Genomic DNA, 21,489 nt, shown 5'->3' with positions numbered 1-21,489 from the left:
ACTATTCCCGCCTCATAAATCGGCTTTATACCGCCGTTTCACGCCTCTTTACAGTATGTGAGACCGATCAATCAAGCTGGCAAACGGCATAGCGGACATCATACGCTTGGGGCGCGATGGAGAAACCCATCGCGCCCACATATCGAAACATCAGTCGACAGCATCAGTCGAAGTCGGAGGAGCTCATCACGGCGAGCAGATCGCCGGAATGCACCTGCCACTGGTCGAACGGCTTGTCCGATCCGAAGATCACCACGCCCGCGGTCTGCAATCCCAGATTGAGCAGGTCGAGGCGCTCCGAATCGGAATCGGACGAGGCGATCCACTGGCTGGCGATCGAGACGGTGGGCTCATGGCCGAGCACCATGAGCACGCGATCCTTCTCCTTGGCGTGCGCCAGCTCGTCGAACACGGCCTGTACTCCCCCCTCGTACAGGCTCTGGTGGTAGTCGACCTTGGGCTTGTCACCGAAGGTCTTGAGCATCTTCGCGCAGGTCTGGCGGGCCCGGGTGGCCGCCGAGCAGGCGATCACATCCGGGTCGAGCTTCATGTCCGTCAGCCCCTTGGCGACCTTCTTGGCCTGCTTGAGCCCTTTGTTCGTCAGTTCACGGCCGTAGTCGCCCTCCGCATGGAACGGCTCGGCCTTCGCGTGACGCATGATGATCAGGATGTGGTCGTACCCCTTGACCCGCTTGGCGACCTTGTTCGGATTGACTCCCATGACAGCTCCCCTCGGACTTATGGCGGATACGCTCATGAACACCCGCCGACCCCTCGGTCAACGTCAGACCAACATCCGGGAAACAATCGGCGAACACTCATATCCGCAATGCTGACCAATTATAGTCCGGTCAGCCCTCGAGCGCATCGACCATGCGATCAAGATCACGCAGCACCTTACGTAGTTTGCGATCCGAGATATCGCGCAGCTCGAGATCCTCGAGCCGCGCCTCGCGCTCCTCGTCCGTCAGATCGTCCACATCGGTGACGGTGTCCTTGGCTGCGCGCTCCCGCTTCTTCAGGGCGGTGAAGCCCTCGGCCATCGCCCGCGAGACGATGAGGAATCCGGTGTGTCCGATCATCTGATGATCGGGACGCACGGCGAGTCCCTGCGCCTTCCAGCTGCGTTCGAGCGTCTCCTGGATGACCGGTTCGGTCCATACGCCGGCGTCGCGCAGCGCCTCCACCATGCGGCTCATCTGCGTGGTGGTGGTGACGTAGGCCACGATCACGCCGCCGGGTGCGATCACGCGATACGCCTGTTCGAGGCGATTCCACGGGTCGAGCATGTCGAGCATGATGCGGTCGTAGTAGTGTTCGGGCAGTCCGGCGGCGATCGAGTCGAAATCCCCGGTCTTGAGGCTCCACCATTCCGGTCGGCGACCGTAGTAGAGCGTCGCGTTGGCCTCGGCCACTCGCGCGAAGTCGGGCCGCAGCTCGATGGTGGTGACCTCGCCGCCCTCACCGACCGCATCGAGGAGATTCAGGCTCATCGCACCGGATCCGGCACCCGATTCGAGCACGCGGTGACCGGTTCTGATGTCGCCGAGCTGGATGACCTGCGCGATGTCCTTCGGATACATGATCTGCGCACCGCGGGGCATGGAAAGCACGTAGTCGGCGAGTCGGGGACGCATCACCGCGTACTGCCATCCGCCGATGGCGCGTGTCGCCTTCCATGGTTTGGCGGCGTCGCGTTCGGGATGCACCTGATTGACCTGCGCCTCGCGCTTGGCCGTGACGGTGGTGACCACCGTTCCCTCGGTCAGTCCTATCACGTCATCGTGCAGGATCAGGCCATGGTCGGTCTGCGTGGATCCTCCGACCACGAGCTGATCGGTGATCTTCTTGTTCCTACGGTCGGTGAACTGCACCTTCTCCCCCGCCTCAAGCGGACCACGTCGCATCTCGACCCTCCCTTTCTTCCGTTCTCCCTGTGGATCCGGACCGACGAAACCGTCCCATCCTATCCGAGGGCGCAGATTGACGCCGATACGGTCATCGACACGAGCCGTCAGCGGCCCCTGCTCCACCCCGTATCGGCCCTGAGCGTACGCAGGAGAGCGTCATAGGTGCCGTCATCGCGCATGTCCTTCAACGCGGCGTCCACGTTCTGCGCCAGCGTGCCCGCCCCGGACGGCAGGGCGATGGCATACCGCCTGCGCCCGTAGGACACTCCGTCCACACGCACCGCGATATCGGCTCCCTGCGAACGCGCCAGACCGGACAGGATGACGTCGTCGCCGGCGATGGCATCGGCGGTGCCGATCATCAGATCGGTGACGCACTGCGGGTAGGTGTCGCGTTCGCGCGGCAGCGCCTTCGGCTGGACGGCGAGCAGCGACTCCCGCGCACCGGATCCCGAGACCACGCACACGTCCCTGCCGGCGAGCGCCGAGGGCTCCGTGATCGTCCCGGCGTCGTCGGGACGCACCAGCAGTCCCTGCGCGACCTGCAGATACGGGCCTGCGTAGGCGATGGACGATGAGGTCCGTGGCATCGGCATCGACGCGACGACCATGTCGACGGTGCCGTCGTCCAGCAGATCGAGTCGGTTGGACGGCAGCACCTGTTTGAAGACGATCTGCTTGTTCGCGTACCCGAGTTTCTTGGCGATGTAGCGTGCGACGTCCACTTCGAAGCCCTCGTAGGCTCCGCCGTGCCATCGTGCGAGTCCCGGCTCGTCGGCGGCGACTCCGATCGCGATGGTCGGTCCTTCGGGCTGGACGAACGTCCGGGGGGCCTCCCCGCATCCGGCGAACGCGGCCGTCATCGCGACGGACAGCAGCATGGAGCACGCCACGCGCATCCGTCGCGTCATCCGTCCGGTCATCCGCATCGTCACCTGCTCATCGTCTCATCGTCACTTGAACATGCGCGAACGGGTGAGGAACCAGGTGACCAACAGCGACAGGATGATGGAAATGACGATGATGAGCGCGAATCCCCAGGTCTTGTCGGTGAAGGGCATGCCCAGCTGGCCGGGCACGAAGTTCATGCCGTACATCGAGAAGATCAGCGTCGGAATGGACAGCGTGATCGAGATGATCGTGAAGATGCGCATCACGTTGTTCAGGTTGTTGGACACGATCGAGGCGAACGCGTCGGTCATGTTCGCAAGAACGCCGCTGTAGATGTTGGCCATCTCGATGGCCTGCTTGTTCTCGGTGATGACGTCGTCGAGCAGGTCCTCGTCGTCCGGATACTGCTTGATGCGCTGCAGCGTGTTGAGCTTCTCCATCACGATCTCGTTCGATTTGAGGGAGGTGGTGAAGTAGACCAAGGTCTTGGACAGCTCCATGAGCATCATGATCTCGCGGTTCTGCATCGAATGGCGCAGCTTCAGTTCGAGCTTGTCGCTCTCGCGGTCGATGATGCGCAGGTACCGCAGGTACATGGTGGCGTTGCGGTAGAGGATCTGCAGGATGAAACGGGAGTGCATGTACGTGTTGAACCCGCGGATCGTGCCCTCCATGAACGGGTGGAGCACCGGGGTGTCCTGCATGCACACGGTGATGATGAGATGCTCGGTGACGATGATCGACAACGGGATCGTCTCGTACCAATCGCGTCCGCCGCGCTCCTCGACGGTCGGGATGTCGACGATGACCATCGTGTAGTCGCCCTCGACGTCGACGCGGGAACGTTCCTCGTCATCCAGAGGGGCGCGCAGGTCGGCCAGATCCACGCCGGTTTCGGAGGCGACGGTGGCCAGCTCGACGTCGGTGGGTTCGCTCAGGCACAGCCATGAGCCGTTCTCGGGTTTGTCTATGCGCTCCACCTGACCATTAATGGTGCTGAACATCCTCAACATCGTCTTCTCACCCGCCTTCCGTGCGCCACGCGTCGCCGCACCGACGCCTCCCGGCATCGATATCCTCGTTCCTTCCACCTGCGACGAATCCGCGCCCAATGCATGTTCGATACGTTCGTTTACCCGGTCGAGCCGATTGCCGGCTGAAACCTCGTCAAGTCTAGTCCGCGGCCACGTTCGGCGCCACCGCGACGGCGGGAGAATTCTGAATTCGGCGTGAATTATTCCACGTAACCTGTGCACGTCACCACGCGATCGGACTCCACGCAGGCATATCGGGGCCGCGCAGCTCGTCGGGACCGTTCTCCCAGTCGGACAGATTCGCGATCTGCGGCGCCTGATTGTGCTCCACCAGCTCCCACAGCGGCTCCGGCGCCGGCTCACCGTTGACCGTATAGCGCACCTTGAGACGGCTCCAGCAGGCGTTGCGCATGGATCCGAGCGCATTCATCCCATCCGGGTCGATGCCCAGCAGTTCGCTGATCGTGGCGATGATCCACGATCCGTGTCCGACGAGCATCAGCGTGGTGGGGGTCGCATCGGCGTAGGCGGGGTCGGCGAGGATCTCGCGCAATGCGCTCGCCCCGCGCTCGCCCAGTGCCTTGCGGCTTTCGACGCCGTACGCGAGCTCGCCTCCCGTATGGTGCTTCCATGAGGCGTAGGCGGCGGCGTCCACCGCCTTGATCTGGTCACGGGTCATGCCCTCCCACTGTCCGAAGCTGCGTTCGCGCAGACGTGCGTCGGGATGGACCTCGAGTCCCAGGATGTCGGCGAAGGCATGGGCCGTCTGCAGGGCGCGGAACAGGTCGGAGCTGACCACGACCATGCGTTTGCGGGCGGCGGGCGCATCACGGTACTCGTCGATGCTGCTGCGTTCGGCAGCCTCCGGCCCCGGCTGCGCGATCAGCTCGGGATCGGCGGCGAGCCGGCTGATCTTCGCCCAGTAGTATCGGCCGGCGAGCGCGAGTCCCGTCTGGTCGGCCTGCCATTGGCCGACGATGTCGAGCGGCACGTCGATCTGCCCCTGCAGACGCCGGGTCAGGTTGTAGTTCGTGCGTCCGTGCCTGAGCATCACCACTTCTTCGATCATCGTCGACACCTTTCGTTCGCCGTCATTCGGGTACGCAACGGTTCCCACCCCAGTGTTCCACATCCGCCGGTCATCGGCACCGCGCGGACGGCGTCCTTCCGTGCATGCGAGGTTTCCGTGCACGCGAGGCTTCCGTGCAATGGCATTCCGTACAATGGCATGGTGATGATTTCCGATGAGACGCGCGCGTTCGTCGCCGCGCACCGCAACGAGGACGTACGCGATCTGGCTCTGCACGCGGGGCGTCCGGACGGCGTCGACCTGACGATCGCGCTGGAGCAGATCGCCGGATGGCAGGCGGCGCGTACGAAGCTGCCCGATTGGGCGGCGCATGACGGCGTATGGTATCCGCCGCATCTGTCGATGGAGCAGTGCTCATCGCAGTTCACGGCGACGTACAAGGAGGGTATCGCCCGGCGTCTCGTCGCGGACGATCCCGAATCCTCCGTCTCCTTGTCCTCGACGCTGGTCGATCTGACTGGCGGGTTCGGCGCGGACTTCTCGTATATGGCACGCGCGTTCGGACGTGCGGTCTATGTGGAGCGTCAGCCGCATCTGTGCGCGATCGCCGAACACAACATGCCCGCCTTGGGACTGTCATACGCACAGGTCGTCAACGCGGACGCCGAAGAGTATCTGGACGCGATGCCGGAGGCGACGCTCGTCTTCCTCGATCCGGCGAGGCGCGATACGCATGGGGCTCGCACCTATGCGATCGCCGACTGCACGCCGGACGTACTGGGCATGCTGGATCGTCTGCTCGCCAAGGCGCATCGGGTGATGGTCAAGCTCTCGCCGATGCTCGACTGGCATAAGACGGTCGACGATTTCGCCGGGCACGTGGCCGAGGTGCATATCGTCTCCACCGGCAACGAGTGCAAGGAGCTGCTGCTCGTCGTCGACCGCGACATGCATGCCGCGCCGCGTGTCACATGCGTGAACGACGACCAGATCCTCACCTTCAGCCCGTCCGAGGCGACGGATGCCGCGAAATCCACCGTGGCGGCGACCGGCGACGAGGGCGAATGGAAGTATCTGTACGAGCCGAACGCCTCGATCATGAAGGCGGGATGCTTCGGCCCGCTTGCCGACGACTACGGCGTGCGGATGATCGGACCGAACAGTCACCTGTTCGTCTCGCCGGAGCCGGTCGGGGACTTTCCCGGGCGTTCGTTCCGTGTCGAAGAGGTATCGACGATGAACAAACGTGAGCTGAGGACGATGCTGGGCGATCTGACGCACGCCAACATCGCCGTGCGCAATTTCCCGATGCCGGTCGCCGCACTGCGCAGGAAGCTCAGACTCAAGGACGGCGGCGACGCCTATCTGTTCGCCACGACGGACGCGGACGGACGGCATCTCGTGATCCGGTGCCGCAAGGCGTTGTAGATCGTGCTGCAGATCGTATCGGGAAACGTCGGGAACGCCCGTACGCCGAGACCTTTCGGATGCGGCATACGGGCGTTCCCGACGTTTCGTCGACCTTGGCGTCGACTCGTCCGGTGACTCAGTCGAGGCTCAGTCCTTGACGATGGTCTTGCCGGCGGTGGGGCCGGAGGCGAGGTTCTGGATCTCGGTGATCTCGAGGACCGGGATGACGGCCGGCTTCTTGGTGCCCTTCTCCTCGGCGACCTTGACCTGCTCCTCGTAGATCGCATCATCGGAGTGCAGGGTCACGGTACCGCGGAAGCGGTAGCCCTGCTTCTTCTCCAGGTTCGCGAAGGCGATGACCAGCGGGGAGCCGTTCTTGAGGTTCTCGTAGGCCTGGCCGGCGGTACGCTCGTGGTAGGCGATGTGGTTGTCGTCCAGCACGAACAGCGACATCTTCGGGCCCAGATCGAGCTCGCCGTCCTTGGAGACGGTGGAGATCCAGCCCAGGTTGTTCTCGATGAAGGTCTTCATCTCTTCGGTGAGCGTTGCCATAGTGACATCCTTTCATGGTACGGCGAATACGTTATCCGAATTCCACTCTACTCATTCGCCCGCCGCGCCGCCCGCATCGTCCGCCGTGAGCTGCTGTGAGTATGTTCACCTTTGCACCGCAGGCATGTCGCCGGCACGTCCGGCCGTATCGTAGGTATCGACGACACCGGACGCAATGGAAGCGAGGTCATCTTCATGGGTCTGTCGGCACGAATCGGCGCACTGCGCAGTCGCTGGTCACGATCCTTCCCTCCGAACCTCGCACGTCTGATGCTGCTCTCCTGCGCCGCGCTATGGGGCGGCAGCTATCTGCTGGCCAAATTCGCGATGGAGGCGATTCCCCCGCAGTGGCTGATGGGTCTGCGCATGATCGGCGCCTGCCTGTGCATGCTGGCGCTGTTCCATCGTCATATCATTCCGTCCCTGAAACCTGCGATCATCGTGCCGGCGCTGGTGGTCGGACTGACCTACTGGGGCACGATGGTCACGCAGACCATCGGCCTCAAGACCATCGACCCGGGTCGCAGCGCGTTCCTGACGGCCGCGTACTGCGTGCTGACGCCATTCGCCACCTGGATCGTTTCCAAGGTCCGTCCGAAGGCCGTCAATCTGGTCGCCGGCGTGATCTGTCTGGCTGGCGTCGCCTTCGTCTCGCTGAAGAACGGGACGTCCCTGTCCCTGTCGGTCGGCGATTGGCTGACGATCGCGACCGCCGTGATCTTCTCGTTCAACCTCACGTGTCTCGGCGTGTACACGAAGCGATTCGACCCGATCGCCGTGACGTTCGTCCAATTCGCCGTCGCCGGCGTCCTGTTCATGATCGGCGCCGTATGCACCGAACCCGCTCCGAACGCGGGCTGGCTCGCTCCGCCGGTGCTGGCGAGCGTGCTGTACCTGTTCCTCGGCGCGACGATGTCCGCGCAGATCATGCAGAACATCGGTCTGGCGCATGTGCCGCCCTCGCAGGCGTCGATCATCATGTGCACGGAGAGCCTGTTCGCGGTCTCGTTCTCGGCGCTGTTCTGGGGAGAGCGCATCACGTGGAGTTCGCTGGTCGGTTTCGCGCTGATCTTCGCGGCCGTGCTGCTGTCGGTGATCAAACCGACGCGTCACTCGCTGCATCGCAACTGACCTCATCGTCCAAGCGCGCGTCCCGGCCGCATTCCCCCGGTATGCGTCCCCGCCATATATTCCCGGCATGCGTCCCCGCCATGCGTCCCTAGCATGCGGATCATCCTCGCACGGGTTGTGGAGATTTCGGCGATGCTTGTGTGTGTTTTGCGCCATCATGGCGCTTCACAGGTATCTTGCGGCGAGAACGGTTACCTTCAAGGGTGATGAAGTTTATCAAAGGTCTTTCCATATCCCAGATTGTTGCGGGATCCCTTGCCGCGATCACGTCGTTCCTGCTATCGGCGAAGATCGGCGTCGGCGGTTCGGTGATCGGTGCCGCAGCCAGTTACATCATCTCCACCGTCGCGGCGAACATCTACAAGAACGTGCTCGACGTCTCCGGCGAGAAGCTCCAATCCATCACCCCCGGTTCGTCCGACGGCTCGGATGCGTCCGATGCCTCCGATGGGGCCGACGGGGCCGACAAGGAGCAGAAGCCGACCTCCGACGCCGATGCCGCGAAGACGACGGACGGCGACGCCGAACCGTCCGATGCCACGACCGTCATCGCCGGTGCGGCCGGTGCCGTCCGGACTCCCCGCGAGGTCAGTTCGAACGTTCCCACCGCGGATCGCCGTGGCCTGCCCGCCACGAGGACGAGCACCTACACGCTCAAGGAGATCCGTCGCACGCGCAAACGCCGGATCGACCCCAAGCGCATGGCGATCATCGTGTCCGTGGTCTCCGGCCTGATCGGCGTGGCCTTCGCTGCCGGTCTGGTGCTGCTGTTCACGAACGGCAACGGCACCGATACCGTCGTGCGTGACGTGGTGCATCCGACCACCACGCAGACCACGACGACCGAGAACGGAACAGGCACGGACACCACGCCGACCGCCCCATCCCAGCCGCAGGAGCATTCCGGCAAGGACACCGGATCCACGGATTCCAACGGCACGGACAGCGATTCGACGACCGATTCGAACACCACCGATTCCAACGGCTCCTCCGAGGGCACGACGGGAACCGAATCCGGTTCGGGGAACCATTCGGGTTCCTCCGATTCCTCCGGCACCGGCTCCACCGGCTCGAATTCCAATGAATCCGGTTCCACCGGCTCCGGCACCACCAATTCCGGTTCGGGCACGTCGAACGGCTCCTCCTCATCCAGTGGCACGGGATCGACCGGTTCCTCCGGATCCACCGGTTCCAATGGTTCCACCGGCTCGGGATCGAACTCGGGATCGAACTCGGGATCGGGTTCGACATCCGGTTCCACCGGCTCCGGCTCCTCATCCGGCGAAACCTCCTCCGGTACCGGCTCGACCAACTGATCCATACTTTGCATACGCGATAGAGCCTCGGCAGGCATTCATCCTGCCGAGGCTCTATTCATTTAACTCTCCTTCGGCTCCCCTTGTCAGGGGAGCTGGGGATTCATGTACGCAACCGAACCAGTACAGATACGAAAAGGGGCTTGGGGGAAATCCCCAAGCCCCTTCGTTAGAACACTAACGAGTTGGAGGAGTCAGACTCACTCGTTGTCGCCGGCGGTAGCGGCGGTGGCGGTGATGGCGCCCTTCTCGGAGGTGTTCAGGCCGGAGTACACCCAGTCGGTGTAGTCCGGGTGATCGTAGCCGTGGTCGACAGCGAACTGGAAGGCCTCGTTGCGGAAGGCCTCGAGCTCGTTGATCTTGTCGGCGTACTTGTCGGCGTCGATCATGCGCAGAGCCTCAGCGGTCAGCTCGTAACGGTCGATCTCGTTCACGCGAACCATGTCGTACGGGGTGGTGGTGGAGCCCTCCTCCTCGTAGCCGTGGACGTTGAAGTTGTCGTGGTTCGGGCGATCGTAGATCAGGCCGCGCACGTCGTGAGCGTAGGAGTGGTACGCGAACAGGACCGGCTTGTCGGCGGTGAAGATGTCGGCGAACTCCTCGTCGGACAGGGCCTCGTCGTTCTCCTTGGCGGACTGCAGAGCGAGCAGATCAACCACGTTGACGACCTTGAACTTGATGCCCAGCTCCTTGAGCTTGTCGGAGGCGGCCATGATCTCCTGAGTCGGGACATCGCCGGCGGCGGCAAGCACGATCTCGGCCTCATCGTTGGACTTCGCAGTGGAGGCCCAATCCCAAGCGGCGGCACCCTTCTCGAGCTCGGCGCGAGCCTCGTCGAGGGACAGCCAGGTGGCGGCCGGCTGCTTGCCGGCGATGATGGCGTTGATCTTGTTGGTGGACTTGTAGCACTTCTCGGCGATGGCCAGCAGCATGTTCGCATCGGTGGCGAAGTAGATGCCGATGACGTGGTCGTTGTGGAAGCACTTGTTCAGCAGCAGGGAGGTGACACCCGGATCCTGGTGCGAGAAGCCGTTGTGGTCCTGACGCCAGACGTGGGAGGAGACCAGCAGGTTCATGGACGCGATCGGCTTGCGCCACGGGATCTCACGAACGGTAGCCTCAAGCCACTTGGCGTGCTGGTTGAGCATGGAGTCGATCACGTGGACGAAGGACTCGTAGGAGCTCCAGATGCCGTGACGACCGGTCAGCAGGTAGCCCTCGAGGAAGCCTTCCATCTGGTGCTCGGACAGCTGCTCGACAACCTGGCCGGAGACGTGCATGTGCTCGTCGACCTCATCGGAGATGTAGCCGGCGTCCCACTGCTTGTTGGTGACCTCGTAGGAGGCCTGCAGACGGTTGGAGGCGGTCTCATCCGGTCCGAAGATACGGAAGTCGTGCGGGTTGTTCTTGATGATGTCGCGGGTGTAGACGCCCAGACGACGGGTGGCCTCGAGCTGGCCCCAGCCGTGGCCGTACTTCTCGACTTCCTTGACGGCGTAGTCCTCGATGTTCGGCAGCTTCAGGTCGTCACGGATGACACCACCGTTGGCGTTCGGGTTGGCGCCAATGCGCAGCTCGCCCTTCGGCATGAAGGACACGACGTCCTCCTTGACGGCGCCGTTCTCGTCGAACAGCTCCTCCGGCTTGTAGGACTCGAGCCAGTTCTTGAGGACCTCGAAGTGGGCCTCGGTGTCGCGGGCGGAGGCCAGCGGCACCTGGTGGGAACGCCAGGAGCCCTCGGTCTTCTTGCCGTCGATGTACTTCGGGCAGGTCCAGCCCTTCGGGGTGCGGAAAATCAGCATCGGGTAGAACGGACGGTGCACGTTGTCGGTCTGGGCGGTCGCCTTGATGTCGCAGATCTCGTCCCAGATGGACTCCCACAGGTCGGCGAAGCGACGGTGGATGGACATGTGGTCCTCATCGTCGAAGCCGGCGACGAACTCGTACGGCTCGTAGCCCATGCCGTGGAAGAACTCGTGGAGCTCCTCGTCGGAGATGCGGGACAGGATGGTCGGGTTGGCGATCTTGTAGCCGTTGAGGTGCAGGATCGGCAGCACGATACCGTCGGTGCGCGGGTTCACGAGCTTGTTGGACTGCCAACCGGTGGCCAGCGGGCCGGTCTCGGCCTCACCGTCGCCGACGATGGCCGGGACGAACAGGCTCGGGTTGTCCATGATGGCGCCGTAGGCGTGAGACAGGGCGTAGCCCAGCTCGCCACCCTCGTGGATGGAGCCCGGGGTCTCCGGAGCGAAGTGGGACGGGATGCCGCCCGGGTAGGAGAACTGGCGGAAGAACTTCTGCAGACCGGCCTCGTCCTTGGTGATCTTCGGGAAGGTCTCGGTGTAGGTGCCGTCCAGGTAGGACTGCGAGGTGCCGGCCGGGCCACCGTGGCCCGGGCCCATGATGATCACGGTGTTCTGGCCGTGGTCGGCGATGAAGCGGTTGATGTGGCCGATCAGGAAGTTCAGGCCCGGGGTGGTGCCCCAGTGGCCGACCAGACGGTGCTTGACGTCCTCGCGGGTGAAGGGCTCCTTCATCAGCGGGTTGCTACGCAGGTAGATCTGGCCGATGGAGAGGTAGTTGGCGGCGCGCCAGTACTTGTCAACGCCTTCGAGGGCTTCCTCGGAAACCGGAGCGTTCAGCTTCTTCCAAGGGGTGCCAATAACAGGACTCGTCATGTGTACTCCTGTACTCCTGCACGTAATGTGCGATTGATTATTTCTGTTTCGGTCGCGAGACCTCCATAACCTTGCGGTTACGCGGTTTCCCGCTTCCAATCACCAGTCATGTTACGAGGACAACGCGACTTTTGAACGATTTCTTGCGGGTGTGTTCGAAAATGTTGCGAAAATTGCTGGTTTTGTGTGAATTAGCCGATCGATTGTGCGCATGGGTTTAACGCAGGCATGCAATGAAAACGTTGGAATATCGCGGCAATCCGCCATTTTGCAACGAAAGCCGACGTTCGATTCGCCATGTTCACTATCGGCGTGTTGACGGAATCCCCATACGTTGTTTGTGCGTTTTTCGCACAGAAACTACGCCTTTAACCCTTGTCTGGCTCGATAGGGATAATCAACGTGACACCACCCAAGTTACATCACGATAAACGTTAGGGGAATTTCCATGGCAACAGGTCCTGTGCTCGTCGTCGACTTCGGAGCCCAGTACGCCCAGCTCATCGCCCGCCGCGTGCGTGAGGCCAATGTATATTCCGAGCTCGTGCCCCATTCGATGCCGGTCGACGAGATGCTGGCGAAGGATCCGAAGGCGATCATCCTCTCCGGAGGCCCGGCCTCCGTGTTCGAGCCCGGCGCCCCGCGCGTCGACCCGAAGCTGTTCGAGGCCGGCGTCCCGGTGCTCGGCATCTGCTACGGCTTCCAGGCCATGGCCTACGCCCTCGGCGCCGACGTCGACAAGGCGGCCCTCGGCGAATACGGCAAGACCGAGACCGTCATCGACAGGGCGGAGGGCATCCTCGCCGGCTCCCCGTCCGAACAGAGCACGTGGATGAGCCACGGCGTCGCCGTCAAGACCGCCCCGCAGGCTTCGACGTCCTCGCCCACACAGAGGGCGCCCCCGTGGCCGCCATGGAGGACCGCTCCCGCGGACTCTACGGCGTGCAGTGGCACCCTGAGGTCAAGCACACCCCGCGCGGCCAGGAGCTCATCGAGACGTTCCTGCACGACTGCGCCGGACTGCCCGACGACTGGAACGCCTCCTCCATCATCGACGACCAGGTCAAGAAGATCCGCGAGCAGGTCGGCGACGCCGAGGTCATCTGCGGCCTGTCCGGCGGCGTCGACTCCGCCGTCGCGGCCGCCCTCGTGCACAAGGCCATCGGCGACCAGCTCACCTGCGTGTTCGTCGACCACGGCCTGCTCAGGAAGGGCGAGGTCGAGCAGGTCAAGCATGACTTCGTCGAGGCCACCGGCATCCGCCTGATCACCGTCGACGCCGCCGACGACTTCCTCGAGGCCCTCAAGGGCGTCTCCGAGCCCGAGCGCAAGCGCAAGATCATCGGCGAGAAGTTCATCCGCACCTTCGAGAAGGCCCAGCGTCAGGTGCTCGAGGAGGCCGGCGCCCGCGGCAAGGAAGTCAAGTTCCTCGTGCAGGGCACCCTCTACCCCGACGTCGTCGAATCCGGCGGCGGCGACGGCGCGGCCAACATCAAGAGCCACCACAACGTCGGCGGTCTGCCCAAGGACATCAAGTTCCAGCTCATCGAGCCGCTGCGCACCCTGTTCAAGGACGAGGTGCGCGCCATCGGCACCGAGCTCGGCCTGCCCGACGAGATCGTCTGGCGCCAGCCGTTCCCCGGACCGGGCCTCGGCATCCGCATCATCGGCGAGATCACCAGGGAGCGCCTCGATCTGCTGCGCGAGGCCGACGCCATCGCCCGTGAGGAGCTCACCAAGGCCGGCCTCGACCGCGACATCTGGCAGTGCCCCGTCGTGCTCCTCGCCGACGTCCACTCCGTCGGCGTCCAGGGCGACGAACGCACCTACGGCTCCCCCATCGTCCTGCGCCCCGTCTCCTCCGAGGACGCCATGACCGCCGACTGGTCGCGTCTGCCCTACGACGTGCTCGCCGCCATCTCCACGCGCATCACCAACGAATGCCGCCAGATCAACCGCGTGGTGCTGGACTGCACGTCCAAGCCGCCGGCAACCATCGAATGGGAGTGACGTCATGCGTGCAGCACCAACGGCTGAAGCATGAATAACATAAGGAGCGCCGTCCGTCCCCGGGCGGCGCTCCTTTTCGTACGAGAGACCCTCGCAAGGGCGGCGCGCGGCCGGTCGGCGCGAGCCACTACACTTGGATGACGCAAGCGAAAACTTCAAATGACGTTTGGGAGATACGGTGAGCGCAATCCTCGAAGGGAAGCCCGACAAGAACCTGATACTCGTTACGGGAAGGGTTCATCCGAAACTCGCGCAGGACGTCGCCGAACAGCTCGGCATCGACCTGTTGGAAACCACCGCCTATGACTTCGCCAATGGCGAGATGTACGTGCGCTACACCGAATCGGTGCGCGGCGCCGATGTGTTCGTGCTGCAAAGCCACTACAAGCCGATCAACAAGGCGATCATGGAACAGCTCATCATGATCGACGCCCTGAAGCGCGCATCCGCGCGTTCCATCACCGCCGTATGCCCGATGCTGGGCTACTCCCGGCAGGACAAGAAGCACCGCGGCCGCGAGCCCATCTCCTGCCGTCTCGTCTTCGACCTGCTCAAGACCGCCGGCGCCGACCGCATCATGTCGGTCGACCTGCATGCCGCGCAGTCGCAGGGCTTCTTCGATGGTCCGGTCGATCATCTCATCGCCATGCCGGTGCTCGTCGACTACATCCGCGACCGCTTCCAGGGTCACCTCGACAACGTCGCGGTCGTCTCCCCCGACGCCGGCCGCATCCGCGTGGCCGAGCAGTGGGCGCAGCGCCTCGGCGGCGGCCCCCTCGCCTTCGTCCACAAGACGCGTGACATCACCCGTCCGAACCAGGCCGTCTCCAACCGCGTCGTCGGCGACGTCAAGGGCAAGGACTGCGTGCTCGTCGACGACCTCATCGACACGGCCGGCACCATCGTCGGCGCATGCAACGTGCTCAAGGACGCCGGCGCCAGGTCCGTCACCGTCGTCGCCACGCACGGCGTGCTCTCCGGCCCCGCCGTTGAACGACTCAAGTCGTGCGGCGCCCGCGAGGTCGTGCTGACCGACACCGTGCCGATCCCGGAGGAGAAGCGCTGGGACGGCCTGACCGTCCTGTCCATCGCCCCGCTGCTGGCCGGCGCCATCCGCGCCGTGTTCGAGGATGGTTCCGTGGCCGAGCTGTTCGACACGTACCCCGAACACCACGGTCAGGGTTTCCTGTTCGCCTGACCTTATGGTATAAATGAACACTTGGCGGGTTCGCCCGCCGCTCCCCCATGGTGTAATGGCAGCACACGGGCCTTTGGAACCCTTTGTCTTGGTTCGAATCCAGGTGGGGGAACACCGTCAGGACGGCCGACCGGTACTCATCCGGTCGGCCGTCTATTGTTAGGTGCTTGGATAAGCACCATGTATCAAACCAGCCAGTGAAGGGAAACGACACACTCATGGCATCCTCGGCATTGACCGCCGCAATCGTTCTCGCCGCGGGAGAAGGCACCCGCATGCGTTCCAACAAGCCGAAGGTGCTGCACACCTTCGCCGGACGCACCTTCCTCAACCGTGTGATGGCCTCCGTCAGGGCGCTCGATCCGGCAACCCTCGCGGTCGTGGTCCACTTCCAGGCCGACCGCGTCGCCGCGGCGGCCCGGTCGTACGACGAATCGGTCACCATCGTCAACCAGGACGACATCCCCGGCACCGGTCGTGCCGTGCAGTGCGCGATGGCGCAGCTGACCGAGCACGGCCCGATCACCGGCCCGGTGCTCATCGCCGCCTCCGACATGCCGCTGCTCGACGCCGCCACGCTGGAACGTCTCGTCGCCTTCCACACCGAATCCGGCAACGGCGCCACGGTCCTGACGACCGTGCTCGACGACCCGACCGGCTATGGCCGCATCATCCGCGATCGTGACGGCAACGTGCTGCGCATCGTCGAACAGAAGGACGCCAATCGCAGCGAACTGGCCGTGCAGGAGGTGAACACGTCCGTGTACGTGTTCGACGCCGAACTGCTCACGCGCGCCATCGCGGATCTCAAGTCCAACAACGCGCAGGGCGAGTTCTACCTGACCGACGCGCTCGAGACCGCCCGTTCGGCCGGCAAGGTCGGCGCGTTCACCGCACCCGACCCGCTGAGCGTCGAGGGCGTGAACGACCGCGTGCAGCTCGCCGCGCTCGCCAAGGCGCACAACCGTCGCGTGTGCGAGGCATGGATGCGCGGCGGCGTGACGATCCTCGATCCGGAGACCACGTGGATCGACGACGAGGTCGAGATCGGCCGTGACGCGGTGATCCTGCCCGGATGCTTCCTGCAGGGTCATACCGTCATCGGCGAGGAGGCCGTGGTCGGCCCGTACACCACGCTCATCGACGCCACCGTCGATGCCGAGGCCACCGTCGAGCGCTCCCGCGTGCAGGAGACGCACATCGGCCGCGCCGCGAACATCGGACCGTGGACGTACCTGCGTCCCGGCAACGAACTGGGCGAGGAATCGAAGGCCGGCGCGTTCGTCGAGATGAAGAAGGCGCACATCGGCAACGGCACCAAGGTGCCGCACCTGAGCTACATGGGCGACGCCACGCTCGGCGACCACACCAACATCGGCGGCGGCACCATCACCGCCAACTACGATGGCGTGCACAAGAACAAGACGCACATCGGGGCCGGATGCCACGTCGGCGCCGGCAACCTGTTCGTGGCCCCCGTCGAGGTCGGCGACAACGTGACCACCGGCGCCGGATCCGTCGTCCGTCATCCCGTGCCCGACGACACGATGGTCTACTCCGAGAACACGCAGCACAACGTCGAGGGCTGGAAGCCCGCCTGGGAGCGCTGAGCCGCAGCCCGACCATACGTGCGCACCAACGCGAACGCACCGACATAACCGACATAACCGCATAGACATACAACCGCATAGAGGAGATCCATGCCCGCATTGCAGTCATCCATCGACGACATCCGCATCGCCGCCCAGGCGGCCGACCGAGTCAAGGCCACCGACATCGTCGCCTTCGACGTGACCGGCCCTCTGGGCATCACCGACATCGTGATGATCGCCGGCGCGTCCAACGAACGCCAGGTGCTCGCCGTGGCCGAGGAGATCGAAAAGGACCTGTACGTCAAGTGCGGCGGACGCAGCCCGCGCGAGCGTGAGGGACTGACCGAAGGCCAGTGGGTGCTGCTCGACTACGGCGACTACGTGATCCACGTCATGCACGAGGAGTCGCGCGAGTTCTACGGTCTCGAACGCCTGTGGCGCGACTGCCCGCAGATCGATCTCGAACTCGAGCATCCGGAGAGCGCGCATCCGGAGAACATTGCGGTGGAAAGCGTGGAACGATGAAACACGTCCGTTCCATCTTCTTGGTGCGCCACGGACGCACCTCTTACAACGCGGCGCACAAGCTGCAGGGACAGGTCGACATCCCGCTGGACGCCGTGGGCCGCTGGCAGGTGGCCCAGACCGCCGCATGGCTCAAGGCCGTGTATGTCGATCAGCGTCCCGAGACAAGCAGCAGACTGATCGTATGCTCCGATCTCTCCCGCGCCCACGCCACCGCGCAGGCGTTCGCCGACGTGCTCGGTGGCGTCGAGGCGGGAGTCGAGGTGCATGACGACACGCGCGTGCGCGAACGCAGCTTCGGAGACTGGGACGGCCATGCCGTGGCCGAACTGGCCGAACGCTACCCCGAGGACTTCCGCTCGTGGAGGCTGCATCAGGGCGGTGAACTCAAGTACGGCGCCGAACCCAAGGAGCACGTGGGTTCCCGAGGCGTCGAGGCGCTCTCCTACTGGTCCACGCTCGCCGGGGACGACACCGACCTGTTCGTCTTCTCGCACGGGGCATGGATCGCTCAGACCCTGCAGACCCTGCTTGGGGTGAACGAGGTCGATCCCACGTTCTCGACGTTCACAGCGATGCGCAACGCGCACTGGGTCAGACTCGATCCGATGGATCTGCCGGACGGTTCAGTACGTTGGCGACTGACGGACTACAACCACGGTCCCGCCGTCGCCGACACCCCCGAATGGGAGCGCGAACGCTAGGAAAGGCTTGGGAAAAGCCCGGAAACAAAGGATTCCGGCACTGCGGTTCATGTGTGCGACACACACGCGACACGCCGTATTTGCCGGAATCCGCATGTCGTCGTAATGTATACGAGGCTCAAAAAGCAAGCCAAACAATTGAACACGGGGCTATGGCGCAGCTGGTAGCGCATCTCCATGGCATGGAGAGGGTCAGGGGTTCGAATCCCCTTAGCTCCACGAAACAAGCCGACACAGTCGAACTTGTTCACCACATAACTCAACACGGGGCTATGGCGCAGCTGGTAGCGCATCTCCATGGCATGGAGAGGGTCAGGGGTTCGAATCCCCTTAGCTCCACGATCACGGATCCCGGATCGCTTTACAAGAGCGGTCCGGGATTTTTCGTTGTTCGGTCCTACAAAACTCTCCCCCGATACCGTTGGCGTCAACAAACCGTCGTTATAATGGGCGAGGTCCCTACCTGTTATCAAAGGAGACAAGACATCGTGACCGTAACCCGTGTGTATATCGCTAGCCCGGAAGGCGCCAATGGCCGCAACGTCGTGGCCTACGGCGTGCTCAATGCACTGACCTCGAAGTACAAGACGATGGTGTTCCGCCCCGCCGTGTCCAATCACGACGACTTCACCCCGGTGCTGCTGGCCGCATCCAACGCCGGACTCGGCGTGGCCCTGTCGACCGGCCTCGACATCCATGAGGTCAGGCGCGACAAGGAGACCGCCCGCGGCGACATCGTCGGCGCCTTCAACGACGCGCTCGAAGTCTCCCGCGCCGAGGCCGCGCTGATCGTCGGCACGGACAAGTCCCACGTCAACGATCCGACCACCTACGAGTTCAACGCGAACGTGGCCGCCGATCTCGAGGCCGGCGTGTTCCTGACCATCGCCACCATCGACCGCTGGCCGCACGAGCTCGACGAGACCGTCAAACTTTCCATCGAGGGCATGGAGGCCGCCGGCAACAAGGTGCTCGGCATCTTCGTGACCGGCTGCGAGCCGCGCCACGCCTTCTCCGTCAAGGAGACGCTCGCCAAGTATGGTCTGCCGGTGTGGACGATCCCGCAGGTGCAGTTCACCGACGCCTCCACCAAGGACGTGGCTCTGGAGACGTTCCGCAAGAACGTGCCCACCGAGGAGGTGCTCGCGGCGCTCAACGTGGACGTGACCTTCCCCATCACCCCGTACGCCTTCCAGTTCTCCCTGCTCGGCAAGGCCAAGACCAACAAGAAGACGATCGTTCTGCCCGAAGGCGAGGAGGACCGCATCATCAAGGCGGCCGACTACCTGCTCCAGCGCGAGATCGTCAACCTCATCATCGTCGGCGACAAGAACGCGATCCTCGCCCGCGGCAGGGAGCTCGGGCTGAACCATCTGGACCGCGCCCGCTTCCAGGCGATCGACGACGAGAACGTGCTCATGCCGATGGTCGCCAAGCTGTGCGAACTGCGCGCCAAGAAGGGCATGACCGAGGAGCAGGCCCGCCAGCAGCTGAAGGACGCGAGCTACTTCGGCACGATGCTTGTCGTGCTCGGCTACGCCGATGGCCTCGTCTCCGGTTCGATCAACTCCACCGCTAACACCGTGCGCCCGGCTCTGCAGGTCATCAAGACCAAGCCCGGCCAGAAGCTCGTCTCCGGCTCGTTCCTCATGTGCTTCAAGGATCATGTGGCCGTGTTCGCCGACTGCGCGATCAACTTGAACCCGGACGCCGAACAGCTTTCCGAGATCGCGCTGCAGTCCGCCGAGACCGCAAGGGCGTTCGGCATCGATCCGAAGGTCGGCATGCTCTCCTACTCCACGCTCGGCTCGGGCAAGGGCCCGGATGTGGACGTCGTCGAGGAGGCCACCCGTCTGCTCAAGGAGAAGGCGCCGGATCTGCCGGTCGTCGGCTCCATCCAGTTCGATGCCGCATGGTCGCCGACCGTGGCCGCCACCAAGGCCAAGGGCAACGATGTGGCGGGTCACGTCAACGTGTTCGTCTTCCCGGACCTGTGCGCCGGCAACATCGGGTACAAGGCCGTGCAGCGCTCCTCCGGGGCACTCGCCATCGGACCGATCCTGCAGGGTCTCAACAAGCCTGTCAACGATCTGAGCCGCGGCGCCCTCGTTCAGGACATCATCAACACGATCGCCCTGACCGCCATCGAAGCCCAGTAGTTTGTAGTAAGTAGCGAGTAGTCTGACTAACGGTAACCCGTGTCAGCGGGAAACAGACAAATCACAATGGAGGATGCCCACAATGGCGAAAACCGTCCTTGTCATCAATTCCGGTTCCAGCTCTATCAAGTACCAGCTGGTCGACCTTGAAACCGGCGAAGGCCTCGCTTCCGGCCTCGTCGAGAAGATCGGCGAGCCGATCGACGGCCACTACAAGCACGAGTACAACGGCGAGAAGCACGAGCTCGAGGAGCCGATCCACGATCACGAGCAGGGCCTCAAGCGCGTGCTCGGCTTCTTCGAGGAGTATGGTCCGAACCTGTCCGAGGCGGGCATCGTGGCCGTCGGCCACCGCGTCGTCCAGGGCGGCTCCATCTTCCCGAAGCCGGCGCTGGTCACCGACAAGACCATCAACCAGGTCAAGGATCTTGCCGTGCTCGCCCCGCTGCACAACGGCCCGGAGGCCAAGGGCGCCGAGGTCATGCGCTCCCTGCTGCCGGACGTGCCGCAGATCTTCGTCTTCGACTCCTCCTTCTTCTTCCAGCTGCCGAAGGCCGCCAGCACCTACGCGCTGAACAAGGAGATCGCCGATCAGTACCATATCCGCCGCTACGGCGCCCACGGCACCTCCCACGAGTTCATCTCCTCCGTGGTGCCGGAGGTCGTCGGCAAGCCGGCCGAGGGTCTCAAGCAGATCGTCCTGCACATCGGCAACGGTGCCTCCGCCTCCGCCGAGGTGTCCGGCAAGCCGGTCGAGACCTCCATGGGTCTGACCCCGCTCGAGGGCCTCGTCATGGGCGGCCGTACCGGTGACATCGACCCGGCCGTGGTCTTCCACCTGATCCGCAACGCCCACATGAACGTCGACGAGCTCGACGCCCTGTTCAACAAGCGCTCCGGCATGATGGGCATGACCGGCTTCGGCGATCTGCGCGAGGTCCACCGTCTGGTGGCCGAGGGCAACGAGGACGCCAAGCTGGCCCTCGACGTCTACGTGCACCGCATCGTCAGCTACATCGGCAACTACACCTACCAGATGGGTGGCTGCGACGTGATCACCTTCACCGCCGGTGTCGGCGAGAACGATGACATCGTGCGCAAGATGGTGTGCGACAAGCTCGCTCCGTTCGGCGTCAAGCTGGACGAGGAGAAGAACGCGACCCGTTCCAAGCAGCCGCGCATCATCTCCACGCCGGATTCCTCCGTGATCATCGCCGTGATCCCGACCAACGAGGAGCTGGCCATCGCCCGCAAGTCCGCCGCCATCGCCGAGGCCGGCGAGGACACCTACGGCAACAAGTTCGCCAAGTAAGTAGTCTGATCGCCTGAGCCGTCAGGTCGCCGCCGAA

The 21,489-nt window shown here is 63.8% G+C and carries 16 protein-coding genes, 3 tRNA genes and 1 pseudogene; 13 read left to right on the top strand and 7 right to left on the bottom strand.

Annotated elements, in window-relative coordinates:
• Positions 1–163 precede the first annotated feature (163 nt).
• From BCAL_RS00710 to BCAL_RS00690, 5 genes are all read right to left on the bottom strand, one after another.
• Positions 164–721, bottom strand: a complete 558-nt coding sequence (locus BCAL_RS00710) for a SixA phosphatase family protein (protein WP_043167691.1) — start codon at positions 719–721, stop codon at positions 164–166.
• Positions 722–851: 130 nt separating this feature from the next.
• Complete coding sequence (locus tag BCAL_RS00705; RefSeq protein ID WP_043167689.1) at positions 852–1,907, bottom strand: tRNA (adenine-N1)-methyltransferase; 1,056 nt, start codon at positions 1,905–1,907, stop codon at positions 852–854.
• Between the two features lie 107 nt (positions 1,908–2,014).
• Positions 2,015–2,833: a transporter substrate-binding domain-containing protein gene (locus BCAL_RS00700; protein ID WP_052119336.1), complete on the bottom strand. Its 819-nt coding sequence runs from the start codon at positions 2,831–2,833 to the stop codon at positions 2,015–2,017.
• 30 nt (positions 2,834–2,863) lie between these two features.
• Positions 2,864–3,814: a magnesium transporter CorA family protein gene (locus tag BCAL_RS00695; protein ID WP_043167694.1), complete on the bottom strand. Its 951-nt coding sequence runs from the start codon at positions 3,812–3,814 to the stop codon at positions 2,864–2,866.
• Between the two features lie 244 nt (positions 3,815–4,058).
• Positions 4,059–4,904 carry a histidine phosphatase family protein gene (locus BCAL_RS00690; protein WP_043167693.1) on the bottom strand — a complete coding sequence of 282 codons (846 nt, stop codon included), beginning with the start codon at positions 4,902–4,904 and terminating at the stop codon, positions 4,059–4,061.
• 162 nt (positions 4,905–5,066) lie between these two features.
• On the opposite strand from BCAL_RS00690, the gene BCAL_RS00685 reads away from it, so the two are divergent.
• The gene (locus BCAL_RS00685; RefSeq protein WP_152600439.1) at positions 5,067–6,293 is read left to right on the top strand and encodes a THUMP-like domain-containing protein; all 1,227 of its coding nucleotides are present in this window, start codon (positions 5,067–5,069) and stop codon (positions 6,291–6,293) included.
• Positions 6,294–6,422: 129 nt separating this feature from the next.
• Here the strand turns inward: BCAL_RS00685 and BCAL_RS00680 are convergent, their stop codons facing one another.
• Positions 6,423–6,827: a pyridoxamine 5'-phosphate oxidase family protein gene (locus BCAL_RS00680; RefSeq protein ID WP_043167686.1), complete on the bottom strand. Its 405-nt coding sequence runs from the start codon at positions 6,825–6,827 to the stop codon at positions 6,423–6,425.
• 195 nt (positions 6,828–7,022) lie between these two features.
• On the opposite strand from BCAL_RS00680, the gene BCAL_RS00675 reads away from it, so the two are divergent.
• Both BCAL_RS00675 and BCAL_RS00670 read left to right on the top strand, forming a co-directional pair.
• Positions 7,023–7,958 (top strand): DMT family transporter, encoded by a 936-nt coding sequence (locus tag BCAL_RS00675; protein ID WP_043167685.1) that lies wholly within the window; start codon positions 7,023–7,025, stop codon positions 7,956–7,958.
• 206 nt (positions 7,959–8,164) lie between these two features.
• Positions 8,165–9,274 carry a hypothetical protein gene (locus tag BCAL_RS00670; protein ID WP_052119335.1) on the top strand — a complete coding sequence of 370 codons (1,110 nt, stop codon included), beginning with the start codon at positions 8,165–8,167 and terminating at the stop codon, positions 9,272–9,274.
• A 200-nt stretch (positions 9,275–9,474) separates the two neighbouring features.
• Here BCAL_RS00670 and BCAL_RS00665 read toward each other — a convergent pair whose 3' ends face one another.
• Positions 9,475–11,952 carry a phosphoketolase gene (locus tag BCAL_RS00665; protein ID WP_043167683.1) on the bottom strand — a complete coding sequence of 826 codons (2,478 nt, stop codon included), beginning with the start codon at positions 11,950–11,952 and terminating at the stop codon, positions 9,475–9,477.
• A 448-nt stretch (positions 11,953–12,400) separates the two neighbouring features.
• On the opposite strand from BCAL_RS00665, the pseudogene guaA reads away from it, so the two are divergent.
• The 10 genes and pseudogenes from guaA (at position 12,401) to BCAL_RS00615 (ending at position 21,452) form a co-directional block, all read left to right on the top strand.
• Positions 12,401–13,962: pseudogene (guaA, locus tag BCAL_RS00660) on the top strand (glutamine-hydrolyzing GMP synthase).
• 178 nt (positions 13,963–14,140) lie between these two features.
• Complete coding sequence (locus BCAL_RS00655; RefSeq protein ID WP_043167681.1) at positions 14,141–15,160, top strand: ribose-phosphate diphosphokinase; 1,020 nt, start codon at positions 14,141–14,143, stop codon at positions 15,158–15,160.
• Between the two features lie 41 nt (positions 15,161–15,201).
• Positions 15,202–15,272 (top strand) — tRNA-Gln (locus BCAL_RS00650).
• A 106-nt stretch (positions 15,273–15,378) separates the two neighbouring features.
• Positions 15,379–16,770, top strand: coding sequence for a bifunctional UDP-N-acetylglucosamine diphosphorylase/glucosamine-1-phosphate N-acetyltransferase GlmU (glmU, locus tag BCAL_RS00645; RefSeq protein ID WP_043167679.1), 1,392 nt, complete (start codon positions 15,379–15,381; stop codon positions 16,768–16,770).
• Between the two features lie 90 nt (positions 16,771–16,860).
• Positions 16,861–17,277, top strand: a complete 417-nt coding sequence (rsfS, locus tag BCAL_RS00640) for a ribosome silencing factor (protein WP_043167677.1) — start codon at positions 16,861–16,863, stop codon at positions 17,275–17,277.
• Entirely contained in the window at positions 17,274–17,981 is a 708-nt protein-coding gene (locus BCAL_RS00635) for a histidine phosphatase family protein (RefSeq protein WP_043167675.1), read from the top strand. The genes rsfS and BCAL_RS00635 overlap by 4 nt, the downstream gene beginning before the upstream one ends.
• 146 nt (positions 17,982–18,127) lie before the next feature.
• Positions 18,128–18,200, top strand: a tRNA-Ala gene (locus BCAL_RS00630).
• A 47-nt stretch (positions 18,201–18,247) separates the two neighbouring features.
• Positions 18,248–18,320, top strand: a tRNA-Ala gene (locus BCAL_RS00625).
• A gap of 164 nt (positions 18,321–18,484) precedes the next feature.
• Positions 18,485–20,140, top strand: coding sequence for a phosphate acetyltransferase (gene pta / locus BCAL_RS00620; RefSeq protein WP_162178533.1), 1,656 nt, complete (start codon positions 18,485–18,487; stop codon positions 20,138–20,140).
• Between the two features lie 82 nt (positions 20,141–20,222).
• Positions 20,223–21,452 carry an acetate/propionate family kinase gene (locus tag BCAL_RS00615; protein ID WP_043167649.1) on the top strand — a complete coding sequence of 410 codons (1,230 nt, stop codon included), beginning with the start codon at positions 20,223–20,225 and terminating at the stop codon, positions 21,450–21,452.
• The last annotated feature ends 37 nt before the right edge of the window (positions 21,453–21,489 follow it).

The organism is Bifidobacterium callitrichos DSM 23973, from assembly GCF_000741175.1.
Classification (GTDB): domain Bacteria; phylum Actinomycetota; class Actinomycetes; order Actinomycetales; family Bifidobacteriaceae; genus Bifidobacterium; species Bifidobacterium callitrichos.
This window is presented reverse-complemented; position numbering and strand designations above follow the sequence as displayed.